Genomic DNA, 16,439 nt, shown 5'->3' on the forward strand with positions numbered 1-16,439 from the left:
TGTAATGAGATTTCGTACAATGGCACTGCCAATGACCACAGTGATGATGCTGGTAACCTTCTACTATGTAGGTTTATCCATCGGGTATAACGCGTTTAGTTTTCTTGTTTGTGCTACTTTGCTAGCAAGTTATACCGCGTTTGAAGGGCTTAAAACCGCGTTTAATCGTTCTGTAAAAACGAAAATGCCAACCATCAGCTTAACAAGCAAGGAGAGCACTAAACATGGTGCTTGATGCGGTGATTGCTTTTTTTATTCTGGGTATTGTCTGCCAGCTACTGGGCGCAAAAATTCCTTTCCCAGATAACCTGTATAAAACCCTTAGTCTGATATTGATGATTGCGATAGGCCTTAAAGGCGGTATTGCCTTACAAGCGCATATCGCAGCAAGTCTTCTCGTGATGGCTTTGATTGTGGTGGCATTTGGTTTGTTGCTGCCCCTGATCGCTTATCCGCTACTGCGGTATTTTGGTCAGTTAGACAAAATCAATGCTGGAGCGATTGCCGCTCACTATGGCTCCGTCAGTGTTGCAACTTATGCCGTCGCGGTTGCCTTGCTCGAAGCTAAGCAGATCCCGTATGAAGCTTACTTCCCTCTGTTTGTCGTGTTATTGGAAATGCCCGCGATCATCGTTGGTTTAATACTCGCCAAAGGCAGCGTATCGCTGATTAATCGTCACTTTCTTAAAAAAGAACTCCTCGCCAATCCCAGCCTATTATTAATGATTGGCAGTTTAGTGATTGGCTATGTAGGAGGAGACACCGTTCACAAGCTTTCGCCACTGTTTATTGACCTTTTCTCGGCTATTTTAGCGTTATTTCTTCTGAAAATGGGCTTGATCGCTGGTCAGCAATTGGCAACACTTAGGGATAACAGCCTGTTTTTAATCAGCTTTGCTATTTTGATGCCGATGATTGGCGGGTTAGCGGGCACAGGGCTCGGCATGCTACTTGGGTTTAGCGCTGGCGGGATCACGCTGATGGCGGTACTTGGAGCCAGTGCATCGTATATTGCTGTCCCAGCCGCGATGAAAGAAAGCCTGCCCGAAGCCAATGCAGGGATGTCGATCACCGCGGCACTAGGCATTACTTTTCCTTTCAATGTCCTATTTAACGTGCCATTTTTTATTGCTCTTGGGCAGGCTGTTAGTTAAATACCGTTCACCGGTTCGAGGCAATAGGTCTCCAAGAGATAACTATCTGTCTCTTCCTCTATATCACTGGTAAGACAAATCAGAAAAGGCACCCAGCGTGATTAGCTGTTGTGCCTTTTATCAGGACATCAATGTATCTTCACACTACTTCACTGACGGCCTTTTGCACTATACGGTTGTGTGGTTGCCATGGTGAGTTGATCGATGGTGGCTGCAATTGAATACGCCAACATTGATTACTCGGTGATAACGAATAGCTCACTTGCAGTGTCGTTAAGTTATTAACGAAAAGAATATCCCCTGCCACCAAAGTATTTTCAAAGCAAAGAGACGGCTCTGTGCATAAATGGTCAAGACGCTGTTCAATCGGCTCCCAACTTGATCGCCCATCCACTTGCGGTAAGCGTATTGTTGAATTTTGACCACATGAGTGACCCTGCCAACGCAAAATATCTTGCCGAGATACTTGGCAATAACGAATCAATGGTGGTAATTCCTGCTCCGCGTAGTCTTGGTGATGCTTTATTGGATATAACGTGCTCTTTCGTAGTTGCTCACGTTCTTGACCTCGTAGGGTTAGCGGCGCTAATCCAGCATCTATCGTAGTCATATGGACAGGCGTTTCTGAACAAGCGCAATACAGAGCATATTCATGAGGAGTAATATCTTCGTAATCGTATCGATAAGTTCCATTAGCCATCGCATCGGATAAAGTGGCGAATTGCCAACCAATAGATTGCTGTAGCGCCTCACCGGACAATTTTTCAACAACGCTATCATTACCCCAAATGACAGCAGAACGATGTTGCAGATACCAAGTCGAAAAATCATCTGGATGATGAAAAGGCGCAAAACCATGCAATAACACCGAACCAAACTCTTTAACCAGTTGGCTCAATTCATTAATGTTCAAGACAGACGCCGATAAAGAAGGTGTAGGACTGATTAAACGTAAACCTGCTTTTTCATGATGTAACTCTGCTCGAATTTGGCTGACAACGTGGCTCATAGATTGATCAGCGCAAGTTAATTGTAAATAACACCATGTTTTACCCTTATAGAAAATAGGTAAAATAACGCCTGTACGCTTGAGATGATTTTCTTTAGTATCAATCATGATTTTACCTTGGCTTGCATCAAAAAGTACTGTGCTATGCCAAGGTGTTTTAAATTGTCGCTCTGCAAATAAATATAATGAATACTTTTTTCCATTCATTGGATGCTCATGAATACTCAAACGAATCGAATCGGCAAACTTTTGTTTTAGAAAGTTATCTAGAGCTTTCCCTTGTATCATCATTCCTTTAGCAATTTCAGCTAAACGAAGACGACGCTCTTTGTAAGAAAGCGTTGACAATACATATTTTTGATCTTGACTCATGAATTTTTTCAAACCTAGATAGGTTTGATTCATTTTATTATTCCTAAGTTTTAACTCAGTGAAATTTTCAGCGTAGCCTGGCTCTGAAAACATATTACGTAATCCAGAAAAATACTCGGTATCACAAAGATGCTCAAACTCTTTAAAATCTTCAAAATTAATTATTTTTATTAAATCTTCAGCATGCATATTGACAAGCATTTCTTTTAGTCCATCAGAATACGCATAATGATGAGACAAATCAACGGCAATATAATCTGAGAATGTATGGTAGTCTGAAAAAATATATAAGACGACCCCCGGAGAATAAACCGCTTCAATATCACGAAGACACTGTAAAAAGCGTCTTAACACTAGATATTCACCCATATCAGGCTCATGGCTGATTACTTTATCTAAATTATTGGTTTTACATGGGAATGCAGGTAATAGTAATTTTATTTTTTTCTGTTCTCTTATCGAATCACGCAGTTGCTGTTTTAGTGTAGCAATCCCTTGATACGATGCATCACATTGCGCAATAATTTGGTCAAGTAAAATAAACGTGATTTTATCTATCTCTGTTTCTCGGTAAACATCAAGCATAACCAGCCCTTAATTATTTTTCATAATACTGAATAAACGATGACAATTTAGGTTATTGTCAACCCATAAAATGGAACCGCTCCCATAGGTGGGTTTTAATAATTTAATTATTATTAAATCGAAACCAAAGCATTCAAATTCTCTCTAATCGACTGTGTCATTATTTATGATGACAACGCAGTTTGACTAGATGACAAAAATAGAACCCAAAGTTACCAATAAGGGAACAGTAATGCTTAATGAATTAAAACGTATTGCCATATTTAATAAAGTGGTCGAATGTGGTTCCTTCACATTAGCGGGAGAGTCACTCGGCATGGGGAAATCCAAGGTCAGTGAACAAGTCACTCTATTAGAAAAAAAACTTAATGTGCGGCTACTTCATCGAACAACCAGAAAAATTAGTTTGACCACCGAGGGAAGTACTTTTTATCAATACAGCCGTGGCTTACTGAATATCGCCGATCAAGCGCTGGGGGCGGTGAATCATTTAGCGTCAGAGATATCAGGAACAATTCGTATTGGAACGACGATTGACGTTGGAACCTTTCTGATCAATCCATTATTAAATGAATTTTATCAACAGTATCCACATGTCAATTTTGATCTTTGCTTAGATGATGGTCTGCAAGATATGGTCGAATCTAACCTCGATTTAGTGATTAGAATTGGTGAGTTGACGTCATCGTCGATGGTAGGCCGAGTGATTGCTCCTTTTGAATTAGGTATTTACGCCAGCCAAGATTATCTCAATAGCGCCAAGCCGATCACTTGCCTAGACGATTTACAAGATCACGACTGGGTTTACCTATCTCGGCTAAATTTACCGAATAATATTCTTACATTAACTAACCATAATGGGCAGGAGCAGCAAATAAAATTACAACCTAAGCACACCAGTAATGCGCCGCTGGGTGTTATGGCAATGATTCAAAATGGATTAGGGATTGGCCCTATCGCTCATTTTTTAATTGATAAAATCCCCGGCCCATCGCTCATTCGGTTATTTCCTGATTTTTACCAAGTCAGCACAACGATGAATATTCTCTACCCAAGTCGCAAAAATATTCCGCCTCGTGTACGGTGCTTTATCGATTATTTGATAGCATCACTCAAAGTATGATGGAGAATAAACAACCCGACTATTTTTCCTCATACAATGAGTCGTCGGTAACATCACTGGCGTTTTAGATAGTCGATGAATGGCAAAGAAATAATAAAATCATTTGCGCCACCATCAACTGTCTTTTGGTGAGGACGATCATCGTCCTCACCGCTTAAAGCTCAGGTTGCACGAATAAACTATTCGATATTGTCTCGATACTGGTTGCTAACCACACATTCAAATCAAGCAAATTATGGATTGAATAAATGTAGCCATCTGGACGTATTAATAACGCTTGGTCAGTATACGGATTTTGACTTGTCCAATAAGGAGCATATTCTGCCCGAGAGCCAATTCGAATCACCTTAATAAACTCTGGCAAATTCAACTCATAATCGGTATCACTTGCGATCAATAATGTCCATTGACGATAATCCAGCAATGAATAAAGCCGAGCTTTTTGCGTTGGCGTATTGAATACAAAATCAAATATCCGTGTACCGACTAATCCTTGTTCACCATAACGAATGCCCATTCCGGTAATATTGCCCGAACGCTTCTCGACTATTTTCACGTAATCTTGCGCATGAGTATTCGTTGCAGAAAACTTGGTCGAGCGCACTAACTCACCCGAGCTGGCAATTACACTCTGGGCAACGGGTTGACGCTCCTCTTGATAGGTGGTTAACAGTGACTCATTCGTATGACCTTTTAGGACCATGTTCAGTTTCCAGATCAAATTAAACGCATCGGCTAATCCGGTATTCAAACCTTGCCCGCCATTGACAGAATGAACATGACAAGCATCTCCGGCTAAAAAGAGGCGATTTTCTATGTCATAACGCTCAGCAACGGACTCTTTGACCGCAAATTGAGAGAACCACACTCTCTTTTTAAACCTTAATTGATGTGGTGCCATAGCACGATTAATTTTTTCGATCACTTGCTCTACGGTAAAGTCATGCGTATCCATTCGGACATAAAAACGGTCGATGTCACCTTCACGAGGAATCCACGCGACATCCGAAGTCTCTGCTTGAAAGACGATAATTTCCGGGACTTTGGGGAAGTCACTGTCAATAACGCCATCAATCACAGCCCAAATAATTTCCGGACGTACTATCTGGAAAGGAATAGTGAACCTCTGGCGAACAAACGACTGAGCGCCATCGGCACCAATCACAAAACGCGACTCAATGATCTCGCCATTGGTTAGCTCGGTCAGACACTTTTCTGGATGAATAACAATATCCTTCACCGATGTTTGACGCCATACAGGGGCATTCAATGACGTGAGTTTATCGTCCAGTAGCTGCTCAAGATAAGACTGACCAAGCATCAAAAAATGCGGATGTAAGCAGCCTTCCAACGCTTCCCACCATGAAGATTGGCGGGAAATAAATTGCCCATCTGCCCATACGGAACTGGTATTACAAGGCTTACCCAGTCGATACAGCGGCTCAAACAGATCGACAATTTCTAATAATTGTAACGTTCTCGCATTAAGCGCATCAGCACGACCAACCTGTAATGGCTCTGACGATTTATCAATGATAACCGTACTCAATCCACATCGCTGCGCTAAGTAAGCGCTCATTAAACCAACCGGACCTGCACCAATAATAACAATATCAACTACTCTTGCGGACATTCGTACGACTCCAAACTAGGGTTATGGTAAGGCGGATTGCTTAAAACCTGCACACGACGAATATGCCGTGGGGTATGTGATGTGAAAGCCTCGCGGCCATGCAATAAAGAGAAGTTATCAGTAATAACAATGTCTCCTGACTGCCACTCATGTGCATAGAAGTTGCGTGGGTCATACAAAGCGCGGCGTAAACTTTGATGGCACGCCATCGCTTCACTATCTGAAATGCCCGATAACGTGACATCTGGGGGATTCAATAAATCACCATTGTCGACCACATGCGGTTCGTTATAACGAATGACCTCATAGCCTTTATATGGATGAGGCATCACGATGGGAGAAACCGTTTTACTGTGATAAAACTCCATTTTACGTTGATAGTGTCCCGTCACTTTCCGCCATAATGAGCGCTCCTGCTCCGAAGCATTGTCTAAGGCAAGCATGGTATGACAAAACGTTGTCCGCCCACCATTACCGGGTAAGGGAGCCTCGACACATTGGAAAATCTGATATTCCGGTACTTGCGGACGATACATCCCATCCCAATGCATCGGCATGTAACTGCTGTCGAAAATATGATCTTCGGGCTGCTCTTTTTGAATCAGCTCAAGTACTCGGCCAAACGGCCATATGCTCACTTCTCCCCATTGCTCACAATAATCAGCAAAATCTTCAGCCTGTTCAAAAACCGTAAAGCCCCGTAAGAGCACGAGCTGATGACGCTCAAACAGATGGCGTAAGCTCGATATATCAAGCTCAACAACATGGGTAGAAGAGTGTTGCGCTTCAACCATAACCCCAAAAGGGTCGAGTGACGTTATTTTATAAGGCATTTCAACGGTCTCCATACTGGGTTAGTCAATACTTCTCCGTCAGATTATTCGCCTTCTGTATCGTATTGACTAGACAGCCAAAATAGAACCCATCGTTACTGATCAAGGAACAATCGCCTGAATATGAACACACGATGCGATTGAGATAAACGACGAGGCCCAAACAACGACGGCTTCAATCAATCAAGTTAACCGCGTCTTTCATCGTTCTGAAATGAAGATGATTTGTTGAGAGCAAACACCAAGTCGCTACTGTATCTGCCTGACAAAAATGGTAGTTGACCGTCACTCTCGAATTGAGAACCTCAAGTAAAAAAGGAGAAAACTGAAATTGTAATGTCTTTTGTTTTTGATCCACAGTAATCAACTGTACACAGTCAAAATCTAAAACTTGTTTTACAAAAGGAAAAATCGCTTTATAAATCGACTCTTTCGCGGAAAAAACAAGGGTTAAGAACGATTGAAATTCGTCAAACTGTTCTGCGAAAACCATCTCACCCTCTGACAACACCTGATTGGTAATTTCTTTAGCAAATTGCGTAGTGATGACTTTCTCAATATCTATTCCAACTGAGATACATTCGTCGCTTTGAAATCCGACGGCTGAAACGGCATAGCCCAAACAATGGGAAATAGACCCAACTATCCCAGTCGGCCACATCGGTTGCCGATGTTCTCCGATTTTAATACTCACTACGCGAGAATCCATCAATTGATTCAGCCCACGTTGTGCACATACTCTACCGGCCAAGAACTCACATTTTCGCTTCAATACCGCTTGATTTAAGGTGTGAGGTAACTCGGTATACTCCATTAACATGGTATTGATGAAGTGATACGAATAATCCACGGTTAAGAAATGGATTTCTAAAAAACTAGGCAAGTTTGGAATAAACATGAGTATTTCTATCCAGCCAGCAAATGACAATGGTTAGTATTAATATTTATAATGTAATAAAAACAATGTTTTATATATACTAGGACGCATTTCCCCATTTTCCTACCTCTTCTGAATATTGACAAATTACCGTTAGTCTCACACTATACCTCAAACGCAATGATAATAGTTATCATTAACAAATGTGGGACAATAGAAAACCACAGATTAGCTCGATTTGGAAACGCCCATGCACTCTATAACTGACGTCATCAATGCTTCAACGTTCTCCCCTTTGCCCGATATTGGCGTATCGTTAACCAATACTTCCATGGATGAACGACTGTATCGCTTTGTTAAAAAACAAAGAGAGGAAATTAAGCGTATTATCTGTGGGGAGGATTCTCGTCTCTTAGTCATTATTGGCCCATGCTCGATCCATGATCCTAAAGCAGCTCTAGAATACGCGATGCGGCTCGCCAAAATTCAAGAAAAATATCGTGATAACTTAAAAATCGTGATGAGAACTTATTTTGAAAAGCCACGAACCCGCAGAGGATGGAAAGGATACATCGTTGATCCTAACTTGAACGGCCAATTTGATTTAGTTCAAGGCCTGTATCGCAGCAGAAAGCTGCTGAAATCGATACTTGAACTTGGGATCCCAACGGCTACAGAGTTTCTTGACACCAATATCGCACCTTACATCGCTGATTTGATCTGCTGGGGAGCAATTGGAGCAAGGACAACAGAATCACAACCACACCGCCAACTCGCCTCTGGATTAGATTGCCCAATCGGATTCAAAAATGGGACCGATGGCAATACCGCAATCTCTATTGATGCGATTCACGCAGCACAAGATAATCATGTACTGATTGTGTCCTCAGCTGATGGCACCCCAATGGCCGCACACACAGTAGGCAATAAACATTGTCACATTATTTTGCGTGGTGGCTTAACTCCCAATTATTCAAGCGAACATATAAAAAATACAGCTAAACACTTAGAGTCCAACAATCTTAGCCCTAGACTGATTGTTGACTGCAGTCACGGGAACAGCAGTAAAATTGCTAAAAATCAATTGAAAGTGGTGAAAGATATCGCTACCCAGCTCATTGATGGAGAACAAAATATAGCAGGGGTGATGTGTGAAAGTTTCTTAAAAGGTGGAAATCAAAGACTTGATCAGACTCTCGTTTATGGTAAATCGATAACCGATGAATGCCTAGACTGGGAAGACAGCACTGTTTTCCTAGACACACTTGCTCAGGCAGTAGAGTATTATCGTAAAGTACACTGTCTTCAATCAGAAATCGCTTAATAAAACAGGCTCTAAGAGCCTGTTTTATTTTGACTTTTTAACATTGTCGAATAATTAATTATCGAGCGTTGCGCCGCCATCTACTCGTAAGTCATGCATAGTAATTTGACGCGCAGAGTTTGACATGAGGAAAAGCACCGTATTCGCTATATCAGCAGGTTCAGCCATCCTTCCCAATGGAATACCTAGACGATATTGAGCAAGATTTCCTTCAATCACTTGTTGCTCACCGTAACTTTCATTCCAAAGCTGTGTCTGCATTTCTGTTCTCGTAGAACCTGGGCTGACTATATTGCAGCGAATACCGAATTCTGCCAACTCTAATGCACAGCACTTGACTAACAGATGCAAGGCAGATTTTGATGCTGCATATCCACCAATATTCATTCTTGGCGTATTAGCGGAATTTGAACCAATAACCACAATATTTCCCGACTTCCGTTGTTTCATTCCCTTGGCTACATTCTGAATAATGCTCATGGCAGCAAAAGTATTAACCTCAAACATTTTCCTAATTTCTTCAATAGGCATTGAAGAAACACTCCCGATGCTTAATATTCCCGCACAGCTGACTAAATGATCAAAACGATACTGACGACAAAGCTGCGCAACTTTCTGATCTAATTGACTATCAAGCAAATCTATCGCATAACAATCGAGCTGATCAGCATACTGTCGTTGCAGAGAGGCCAAATGTTCATCAAGCTTGTCAATGCATCGATCGGTTGCAACCACTCTATACCCTTCGATGAGCAGTCGTTCCAATACCGCATACCCAATACCTTGGCTTGATCCTGTTAGCAATACTGTTTGATTGTTCTGATTCAACCTAACATCTCCTCTTTTATATTAACCACCCACCAAACAAGATCGATTATCATTTGAAACTGATAATCGTTATCATGTATAATCTTACAATGTATTGCGTATGAAACAAATAGCAAATATTTGCCACCTTTGTGAATGAGGTCATTATGAAACGCGAAGTTGTCGGATTCTCCAGAATGGCTGAAGAACTGTTGAGCCAAGAACTAGAAACTGCCCCTTTTTTCTTTGCATCGCCACATAACTCAATGCTGGGTGTGGGTATTGAGCAACAACTCGATCAAGCTATTCCATTTTCTGAGCTAGCTCTTCGTGCTAACCAAATGCTCGAACAGGTGAAAAAATCAGAGAATGATAATCCTGTATTGTTTGCTATCGTACCGTTTGATGAAAAGACTCCAACTAAGTTTTTTATCCCTGAGAAGCTGTATGTCTCCAGTAGTGCACGAGAACGTAAAAATAATAAGGTTGGCGCAAACAAGGCGACGGTCATTTCTCCCCCTACAGGCAACGACTATAAACAGGGTGTCGCAACCTTGTTAAACCTGTTTAATACTACCGATCTTTCTAAAGTCGTACTGTCTCGATCAGTGCGAATAGCCACCGATCAAATCATTGATCAAACCGCATTACTACGAAACTTACTTGCCATTAATTCTCTCGGTTATACTTTTGCTGTCGATATTGGAAAAGAAACTAAGCTGATGGGGGCAAGCCCAGAATTGCTATTGGCGAAAAAAGGTGGGCATGTGGTTTCCAATCCACTCGCAGGCTCACGTCCAAAATCAATCAATGAATCCGATAACCAGATATCTCACACTTCTTTACTCGACACTCAGAAAGACTTAAATGAACATAGCTTTGTCGTGGAAGAAGTTGAAAAAGTACTCAGCGGCTACTGCCGTAATCTCTTTACCCCCATGGTGCCATCTGTGATCGAAACGGAAACGATGCTCCACCTCTCAACGAGATTAGAAGGCCAAGCTATTGATCCAGATATAAACTCACTTCAAATTGCGGCAGAACTTCATCCGACACCAGCGGTATGTGGCTTCCCAAGGCACTCGGCTTATCAAGCGATTAAACAGATTGAAAAGTTTGAACGTGGTTATTTCTGCGGGATGATTGGCTGGTGTGACGCGCGAGGCAATGGTGAGTGGGTTGTGACCATTCGTTGTGCTGAAGTTAGCCAACGAGAAATGTGTATTTTTGCTGGTGCTGGAATCGTCCACGAATCATCGCCACAAAGTGAACTTGAAGAAACAGGCGCAAAAATGAGTACCATTTTAAAAGCTGCTGGGATAAAGATTGACGAATTACTTACGGCATAAGGGCGTTCTATGATTTCTTCGACTTCAACACCATTAGACTTTACACCTTGGCCTACTGACTATGAGCAGTACTACCGTGAACAAGGATACTGGCAAGATCGTACACTATTTGATTGCTTATCGGTAACGACGGTCCAATCACCGGACGCCATCGCCTTAGTATGTCAGGATCAGCAATATACTTATCAACAGCTTCAAAATAATATTGCCCAACTCTCAAAAGGCTTTTCTGCTCTGGGCCTCAGTGCTGGTGATAACGTTGTATTACAGATGATCAATGAAGCTGAATTTTTCTTCTGCTTTTTTGCTCTCACCATGAAAGGGATCAAGCCCATTCTTGCATTACCAGCACATCGTTATAACGAATTGAGCTATTTCTGCCAGCACGCTGAAGCAAAGGCTTATATTTTTTCTGATCAAATCGCAAATGTTGATACACAAAAACAAGCCCTATTGTTACTTGAAACTTGTCCATCACTAAAATTCGCTATTACATCAGGTAAAAGCACTTATAGCGATATTCAATCGCTCAATACTCTTTACTTGGATGCCTGTTACCAACAAAACAGTAAAGCAGAAGATGTCGCTTTTTATCAGTTGTCAGGCGGAACAACCGGCACACCAAAATTGATACCGAGAACCCATAATGACTATGTCTATAGTGTAATAGGCAGCATCGAGATTTGTCAGTTTAACTCAAGTACCAAATACTTATGCGTACTACCTGTTGCGCATAATTTCCCACTGAGCTCGCCTGGCTCATTAGGGGTACTGTTTTCCGGCGGCTGCGTGATACTCAGTCAAGATTCATCGCCTAAAGCCGCATTTGACTTAATAGAACGCCACAAAGTGACGGTATCAGCGCTCGTTCCTCCTTTAGCCTTACTATGGATGCAATACGCACCTTCAGCTAACGAGGACATTTCTAGTTTAAAGCTAGTGCAAGTCGGTGGTGCTAAATTCAGTCAAAGTGCAGCACAACAGTTACCAGAAAAACTAGGTTGTCAATTACAGCAAGTATTCGGTATGGCAGAAGGCCTCGTCAATTATACGCGTTTGGATGACCCCATCGACGTTATTGTTTCAACCCAAGGGCGGCCTATTTCCCCCGATGACGAAATACTGGTGCTCAATGAAGACGGTAAGCCGGTCCCCCCTGGTCAGGAAGGTCAACTCCTGACCCGAGGTCCATATACCATTCGCGGTTACTACCGAGCACAAGAACATAACCAACGCGCTTTCAATCATCAAGGGTTCTATTCTACTGGCGATTTAGTCAAGATGACTCCAGAGGGTAATATCATTGTTACTGGACGCGATAAAGATCAGATCAACCGTGGTGGAGAAAAGATTGCAGCAGAAGAAGTCGAAAATCTATTATTACAGCATCCAGATGTACATGATGTGGCACTAATTGCCGTTCAAGACGAATTTCTAGGAGAGCGTAGCTGCGCGATTATTGTTTTAAATCAAGAAAAAGCACTTAAACCAATCATGCTCAAACGTTTTCTGCATGCCAAAGGGCTAGCTGAATACAAAATTCCTGATCAAATCCGATTTATCGATAAATTACCCAAAACACCTGTCGGTAAAATTAACAAAAAGCAACTGAGAGAACAATTCTCAACAAACTAAAGAAACACTAAAAAACCGATTTCGGATGAAATCGGTTTTTTATAATAATGGTACTGCTAAGCTATTTCGTAATTCTTAGCTTTTTCAATCGTTTGCCACCATTCTCTCAATGTCACTTTCTTAATAATTTCAGAGAAGGCGATATTGGCACCTTGATTTCGCCAACCTTCGAATAATCTCATGGCACGAATCGAGTCCAAACCAATCAGCATCAAATTTTCATCAACGTCTACATCTTCTATATCGAGATCTAACATTTCTGCGATATCTTTTTGCATCACTTCTAGACTGAGCGGTGCCACGAATTGAATACTGTGATGAATTTCTTCAATCACGCGTTGCGTAGACTTCACACTACCAGCTCGGCCAGTAATGTACGCAAGCATCTGCTGGTGCTCTGCCAATGAAAAATCGGCTACGGCATCACCGACCACAAAAGGCTTAATATCTAGCATAAATGCATCAAGAGCCGTTGAAAGAATACCAATATGAGCGTAAACACCCACGATAATCAGTTGATCGCGACCCGTTTCATTCATCCACTCTAGCAATGGCGTTTTCTTAAAAGCGCTATAACGCCACTTAGTGTAAGTAATATCCTCTTCTTTCGGCGCGACATCTGAAATAATTTCTGTATCTTGGGTCAATCCTGTCCCCCAAAAATCTGTTAATAATGCGCGCTCTTCTGGATCTTGATTCGCTGGCTGAGCCGTGTATACCACGGGAATATTAGCCAAACCGGCGGCTTGTTTTATTAACTGAATATTCTTTATCAACTCAGGGATAGGGGCCTCTGCCCTATCAAAGAAATTAATAAAGTAATTCTGCATATCGTGCACCAATAGCACGGCTTTCTTGGCATCTAGCTGCCAGTTTACCTTGTTGGCTGGAAACGAATCACTTGAGGGTATGTGGTACGCTGCTATCTTAGGAATGGCCATTGTTACTATCCTTGTGGAGAAAAGTTGCTGACTTACTGACGTTCAACATACATAGGCATATGAACAAAGTCGTTCTAATTTGTGTTGCACCGCAAAGCAAATGCTAACAATTATCATTAGCGAGATAATAGACAACCATTCCATTTAAATCAATTGATAATGATAGTGATTCGCAATACATTATCGGCTATTCCCCCAAACAACCTGACGTGACCGCGAGACGGTCAATCAGTACCGATGAACATTGATAACGATGTGACGAGAACGAACATACCCAACAAGGGGAGAATATAACGGTGTTACTGCTAGACCCTATTAAAGAAAACCCTACGCACAATAACCATTGGAGATCCTTATGCGTCGCTTATCATTTCTCATATTCGGAATTATTGTTACCCTTGGCATAATAGGATGTAACGACAACACAGAAACCCATTTATCTCCCAGAGACCTAACCATTTCCCAGGGCTGGCCTAAAACGATTTCGAGTAGTTATGGTGAAGTTGTCCTTAGCGAACCACCAAAACGAATCGTTTCTACCAGCGTCTCGATAACAGGAACCTTGCTGGCTATTGATGCTCCACTGATTGCTTCAGGAGGTACTGGCCCAAACACTCTCGTAGCCGATGAAAATGGTTTTTTTCATCAGTGGAGCCAAGTTGCTTACGATCGTAGTATTAAATCTTTGTATCAAGGCGCGGCGAATGCAGAGGCGATCGCCAAAGAGCAGCCTGATTTGATTATCGTTGCCGCAACAGGCGGAGACTCAGCGGTGAAACTCTACCAACAATTCTCAGTCATCGCCCCCACTCTTGTCGTCAATTATGATGATAAGAGTTGGCAAGAACTGGCACGATTATTAGCTTCTATCACCGACAGAGAACAACAAGCTGAAGCCGCGATCAGAAGGTTTGATGCCAAACTTACGGCATTGAGAGATAAAATATCACTACCACCTCAACCTGTCTCAGCGATGGTGTACTATGGCGATGATCGCGGCGGAAACTTCTGGACAGAAAGCTCAGCTCAGGGACAAATTCTAAACGCGTTAGGGTTTATCATAAGCCCGCTTCCAGATAGGCTTAAAAACAACCATCAAATGGGAAAACGCAAAGATATTGTTCCGGTCAACGGAGAACACTTTGCTGATGCCATTACTGGCCGCTCTATTTTGTTATTTTCCGCCGATGACACCGCTATCGAACGAGTAAAAAACAACAAATTCATCACCTACTTACCCGTGATCAAACAAGGAAATATTTTTCCAATGGGCAATGATTCTTTCCGGCTCGACTACTATAGCTCGATGAATTTACTGACCACTCTAGAATCTACATTTACTCCCAGCGACTTAGAGATGCCAGTAGGCGGTAAGTGAGTTTATCGCCAATCGCATAGACAGACGATGTGATTGACGTAAACGAACGCAGCCAACACCACTGAACCTCCAAGCCAAAAGAGGACATGCCCTGATATCGCCTCGAATAAGGCGGTATCCGTTAACTTGATGCCACTTGTGAGCAATCCGTTAATTTTTCTGGAGGCGCTAAGGCAGGATCAAATAATGTTGCTTGGCGTAGCGAACGAAATGCAATCACCATCAATATACCAATTCCAGTCGCCCCTAATCCAAAACTCAAAATTGACATCGCCGGAGCCATAATTTTACCCAGTGCTCCTAGTCCTAACGCACCGACAGAGTCACCACTGACATTTTGTGCCGTCCATAAACTACTAACCCGTCCCAACAAGTGATCAGGCGTATGGCCCTGTACTATTGAATATTGGATCAGAGACGCCACAGAACCTAAATAGCCATAGACCACCAACACCGCGAGAAACAACCAGAAGTTGCCAGCTAATCCCATCAAGACTATCGATAAAAAGGTACCCATTGTCGAATAAACCATGACCATGCCTGGCTTAGGTGACATTTTCACCCATCCAGAAGTTAACGCCCCTATCATTGCACCGAGGGGAATGGCTGAATACATTAAACCGACATTCGTAGCATTACCGGTAAACGTCTCTAAAGCCAAAACTGGAAACATGACTCTAACCGCCGTTGCTAACGTTTCTAACGTACCAAACACCACAACACAGCCAACAACTTTGTTGGAAAATAAAAACCTCACCCCCTCATACAACGAAAGTAATGGATTCTCCGGTGTCTGATGAGTCGCTTTCATTTTAGGCAATTTAAACAAAGGGATTAGGGTACCTAATGTGCCAATAGAGGCGGCTAAGTAGTTCCAACTCACATCACCAAACGAAATGATAAGCCCCCCGATCGCTGGAGAAAGAACCATCCCAATTCGCACAGTTAACATACTCAAAGCCGCCGCGGCGGGTAGGTTTTCTCGACCGACAATCACCGGTAGAGAAGCCATCAAAGCCGTCATACCCATCGCACCAAAAAAACCATCCCACACAGAAAGTATATAAAGCGCAGCCAATGATGAATTAGCCAATAAACTGTTCAGCGCTAATGCACCAAAACCGATTCCGCAGGTCGCGCGGGCAATCAAAATCAATTTTCTTCGGTCGTATTTATCTGCCAGCACACCACCAATGAGTAGTCCGACAAACATACCTATACCATCTAAGGCCATAATTAGACCGACTTGCAGGGTTGACCCCGTCATTTGATGGATCTGGATTGGAACAGCAACGGTCATCATCCCTAAAGCAAGAACTGACATCATTCGAGCAATGAATACCATTCTAAAATGGGGGTTTTCTTTGAGCAGGCTAAAATCTAATAGTAATTGGGAGGTTTTCATATTTTTACGTCGAA

At 42.3% G+C, this 16,439-nt stretch carries 14 protein-coding genes; 7 read left to right on the forward strand and 7 right to left on the reverse strand.

The window, feature by feature from the left end; translation table 11 throughout:
• The first annotated feature begins 4 nt into the window (after positions 1 to 4).
• A complete protein-coding gene (locus tag FKQ60_RS04995) occupies positions 5 to 235 on the forward strand; it encodes a hypothetical protein (protein WP_161439064.1) in 231 nt (76 codons plus the stop codon).
• The gene (locus FKQ60_RS05000) at positions 225 to 1,154 is read left to right on the forward strand and encodes a sodium-dependent bicarbonate transport family permease (RefSeq protein ID WP_170904412.1); all 930 of its coding nucleotides are present in this window, start codon (positions 225 to 227) and stop codon (positions 1,152 to 1,154) included. Before FKQ60_RS04995 ends, FKQ60_RS05000 begins: the two co-directional genes overlap by 11 nt.
• A 139-nt stretch (positions 1,155 to 1,293) precedes the next feature.
• Here the strand turns inward: FKQ60_RS05000 and FKQ60_RS05005 are convergent, their stop codons facing one another.
• Positions 1,294 to 3,120 (reverse strand): L-tyrosine/L-tryptophan isonitrile synthase family protein, encoded by a 1,827-nt coding sequence (locus FKQ60_RS05005; protein WP_170906118.1) that lies wholly within the window; start codon positions 3,118 to 3,120, stop codon positions 1,294 to 1,296.
• Positions 3,121 to 3,352: 232 nt separating this feature from the next.
• Here FKQ60_RS05005 and FKQ60_RS05010 point away from each other — a divergent pair, with 232 nt between their 5' ends.
• Positions 3,353 to 4,243, forward strand: coding sequence for a LysR family transcriptional regulator (locus tag FKQ60_RS05010; RefSeq protein WP_170906119.1), 891 nt, complete (start codon positions 3,353 to 3,355; stop codon positions 4,241 to 4,243).
• 154 nt (positions 4,244 to 4,397) lie between these two features.
• Here FKQ60_RS05010 and FKQ60_RS05015 read toward each other — a convergent pair whose 3' ends face one another.
• From FKQ60_RS05015 to FKQ60_RS05025, 3 genes are all read right to left on the reverse strand, one after another.
• A complete protein-coding gene (locus FKQ60_RS05015; protein WP_170906120.1) occupies positions 4,398 to 5,876 on the reverse strand; it encodes an FAD-binding protein in 1,479 nt (492 codons plus the stop codon).
• Entirely contained in the window at positions 5,861 to 6,709 is an 849-nt protein-coding gene (locus FKQ60_RS05020; protein ID WP_170906121.1) for a TauD/TfdA family dioxygenase, read from the reverse strand. The genes FKQ60_RS05015 and FKQ60_RS05020 overlap by 16 nt, the downstream gene beginning before the upstream one ends.
• 175 nt (positions 6,710 to 6,884) lie before the next feature.
• Positions 6,885 to 7,607, reverse strand: a complete 723-nt coding sequence (locus FKQ60_RS05025) for a 4'-phosphopantetheinyl transferase superfamily protein (RefSeq protein ID WP_154170894.1) — start codon at positions 7,605 to 7,607, stop codon at positions 6,885 to 6,887.
• 229 nt (positions 7,608 to 7,836) lie between these two features.
• Between FKQ60_RS05025 and FKQ60_RS05030 the strand changes: the two genes are divergently transcribed.
• Positions 7,837 to 8,910 carry a 3-deoxy-7-phosphoheptulonate synthase gene (locus FKQ60_RS05030; RefSeq protein ID WP_170906169.1) on the forward strand — a complete coding sequence of 358 codons (1,074 nt, stop codon included), beginning with the start codon at positions 7,837 to 7,839 and terminating at the stop codon, positions 8,908 to 8,910.
• 54 nt (positions 8,911 to 8,964) lie between these two features.
• Here the strand turns inward: FKQ60_RS05030 and FKQ60_RS05035 are convergent, their stop codons facing one another.
• Positions 8,965 to 9,738, reverse strand: coding sequence for a 2,3-dihydro-2,3-dihydroxybenzoate dehydrogenase (locus FKQ60_RS05035; protein WP_158137113.1), 774 nt, complete (start codon positions 9,736 to 9,738; stop codon positions 8,965 to 8,967).
• A 146-nt stretch (positions 9,739 to 9,884) separates the two neighbouring features.
• Between FKQ60_RS05035 and FKQ60_RS05040 the strand changes: the two genes are divergently transcribed.
• Together FKQ60_RS05040 and FKQ60_RS05045 are read left to right on the forward strand one after the other, a co-directional pair.
• Positions 9,885 to 11,066, forward strand: a complete 1,182-nt coding sequence (locus FKQ60_RS05040; protein ID WP_158137114.1) for an isochorismate synthase — start codon at positions 9,885 to 9,887, stop codon at positions 11,064 to 11,066.
• Between the two features lie 9 nt (positions 11,067 to 11,075).
• Positions 11,076 to 12,701: a (2,3-dihydroxybenzoyl)adenylate synthase gene (locus tag FKQ60_RS05045; protein WP_170906122.1), complete on the forward strand. Its 1,626-nt coding sequence runs from the start codon at positions 11,076 to 11,078 to the stop codon at positions 12,699 to 12,701.
• A 56-nt stretch (positions 12,702 to 12,757) separates the two neighbouring features.
• Here the strand turns inward: FKQ60_RS05045 and FKQ60_RS05050 are convergent, their stop codons facing one another.
• Positions 12,758 to 13,642, reverse strand: a complete 885-nt coding sequence (locus FKQ60_RS05050) for an isochorismatase (protein WP_154170890.1) — start codon at positions 13,640 to 13,642, stop codon at positions 12,758 to 12,760.
• Between the two features lie 355 nt (positions 13,643 to 13,997).
• On the opposite strand from FKQ60_RS05050, the gene fepB reads away from it, so the two are divergent.
• Entirely contained in the window at positions 13,998 to 15,020 is a 1,023-nt protein-coding gene (gene fepB / locus FKQ60_RS05055) for a Fe2+-enterobactin ABC transporter substrate-binding protein (RefSeq protein ID WP_170906123.1), read from the forward strand.
• A 121-nt stretch (positions 15,021 to 15,141) separates the two neighbouring features.
• Here the strand turns inward: fepB and entS are convergent, their stop codons facing one another.
• Complete coding sequence (gene entS / locus FKQ60_RS05060) at positions 15,142 to 16,425, reverse strand: enterobactin transporter EntS (RefSeq protein ID WP_170906124.1); 1,284 nt, start codon at positions 16,423 to 16,425, stop codon at positions 15,142 to 15,144.
• Positions 16,426 to 16,439 lie beyond the last annotated feature (14 nt).

Origin of the sequence: Vibrio sp. A11 (genome assembly GCF_013048705.1) — a bacterium.
In the GTDB taxonomy this organism is placed as follows: Bacteria; Pseudomonadota; Gammaproteobacteria; order Enterobacterales; family Vibrionaceae; genus Vibrio; species Vibrio metschnikovii.

Excerpts from the sequence above, each read along its gene's own strand:
- FKQ60_RS04995 (WP_161439064.1), top strand. The coding sequence starts at position 5 with ATGAGATTTCGTACAATGGCACTGCCAATGACCACAGTGATGATGCTG.
- FKQ60_RS05000 (WP_170904412.1), top strand. The coding sequence starts at position 225 with ATGGTGCTTGATGCGGTGATTGCTTTTTTTATTCTGGGTATTGTCTGC.
- FKQ60_RS05005 (WP_170906118.1), bottom strand. The coding sequence starts at position 3,120 with ATGCTTGATGTTTACCGAGAAACAGAGATAGATAAAATCACGTTTATT.
- FKQ60_RS05010 (WP_170906119.1), top strand. The coding sequence starts at position 3,353 with ATGCTTAATGAATTAAAACGTATTGCCATATTTAATAAAGTGGTCGAA.
- FKQ60_RS05015 (WP_170906120.1), bottom strand. The coding sequence starts at position 5,876 with ATGTCCGCAAGAGTAGTTGATATTGTTATTATTGGTGCAGGTCCGGTT.
- FKQ60_RS05020 (WP_170906121.1), bottom strand. The coding sequence starts at position 6,709 with ATGCCTTATAAAATAACGTCACTCGACCCTTTTGGGGTTATGGTTGAA.
- FKQ60_RS05025 (WP_154170894.1), bottom strand. The coding sequence starts at position 7,607 with ATGTTTATTCCAAACTTGCCTAGTTTTTTAGAAATCCATTTCTTAACC.
- FKQ60_RS05030 (WP_170906169.1), top strand. The coding sequence starts at position 7,837 with ATGCACTCTATAACTGACGTCATCAATGCTTCAACGTTCTCCCCTTTG.
- FKQ60_RS05040 (WP_158137114.1), top strand. The coding sequence starts at position 9,885 with ATGAAACGCGAAGTTGTCGGATTCTCCAGAATGGCTGAAGAACTGTTG.
- FKQ60_RS05045 (WP_170906122.1), top strand. The coding sequence starts at position 11,076 with ATGATTTCTTCGACTTCAACACCATTAGACTTTACACCTTGGCCTACT.
- FKQ60_RS05050 (WP_154170890.1), bottom strand. The coding sequence starts at position 13,642 with ATGGCCATTCCTAAGATAGCAGCGTACCACATACCCTCAAGTGATTCG.
- fepB (WP_170906123.1), top strand. The coding sequence starts at position 13,998 with ATGCGTCGCTTATCATTTCTCATATTCGGAATTATTGTTACCCTTGGC.
- entS (WP_170906124.1), bottom strand. The coding sequence starts at position 16,425 with ATGAAAACCTCCCAATTACTATTAGATTTTAGCCTGCTCAAAGAAAAC.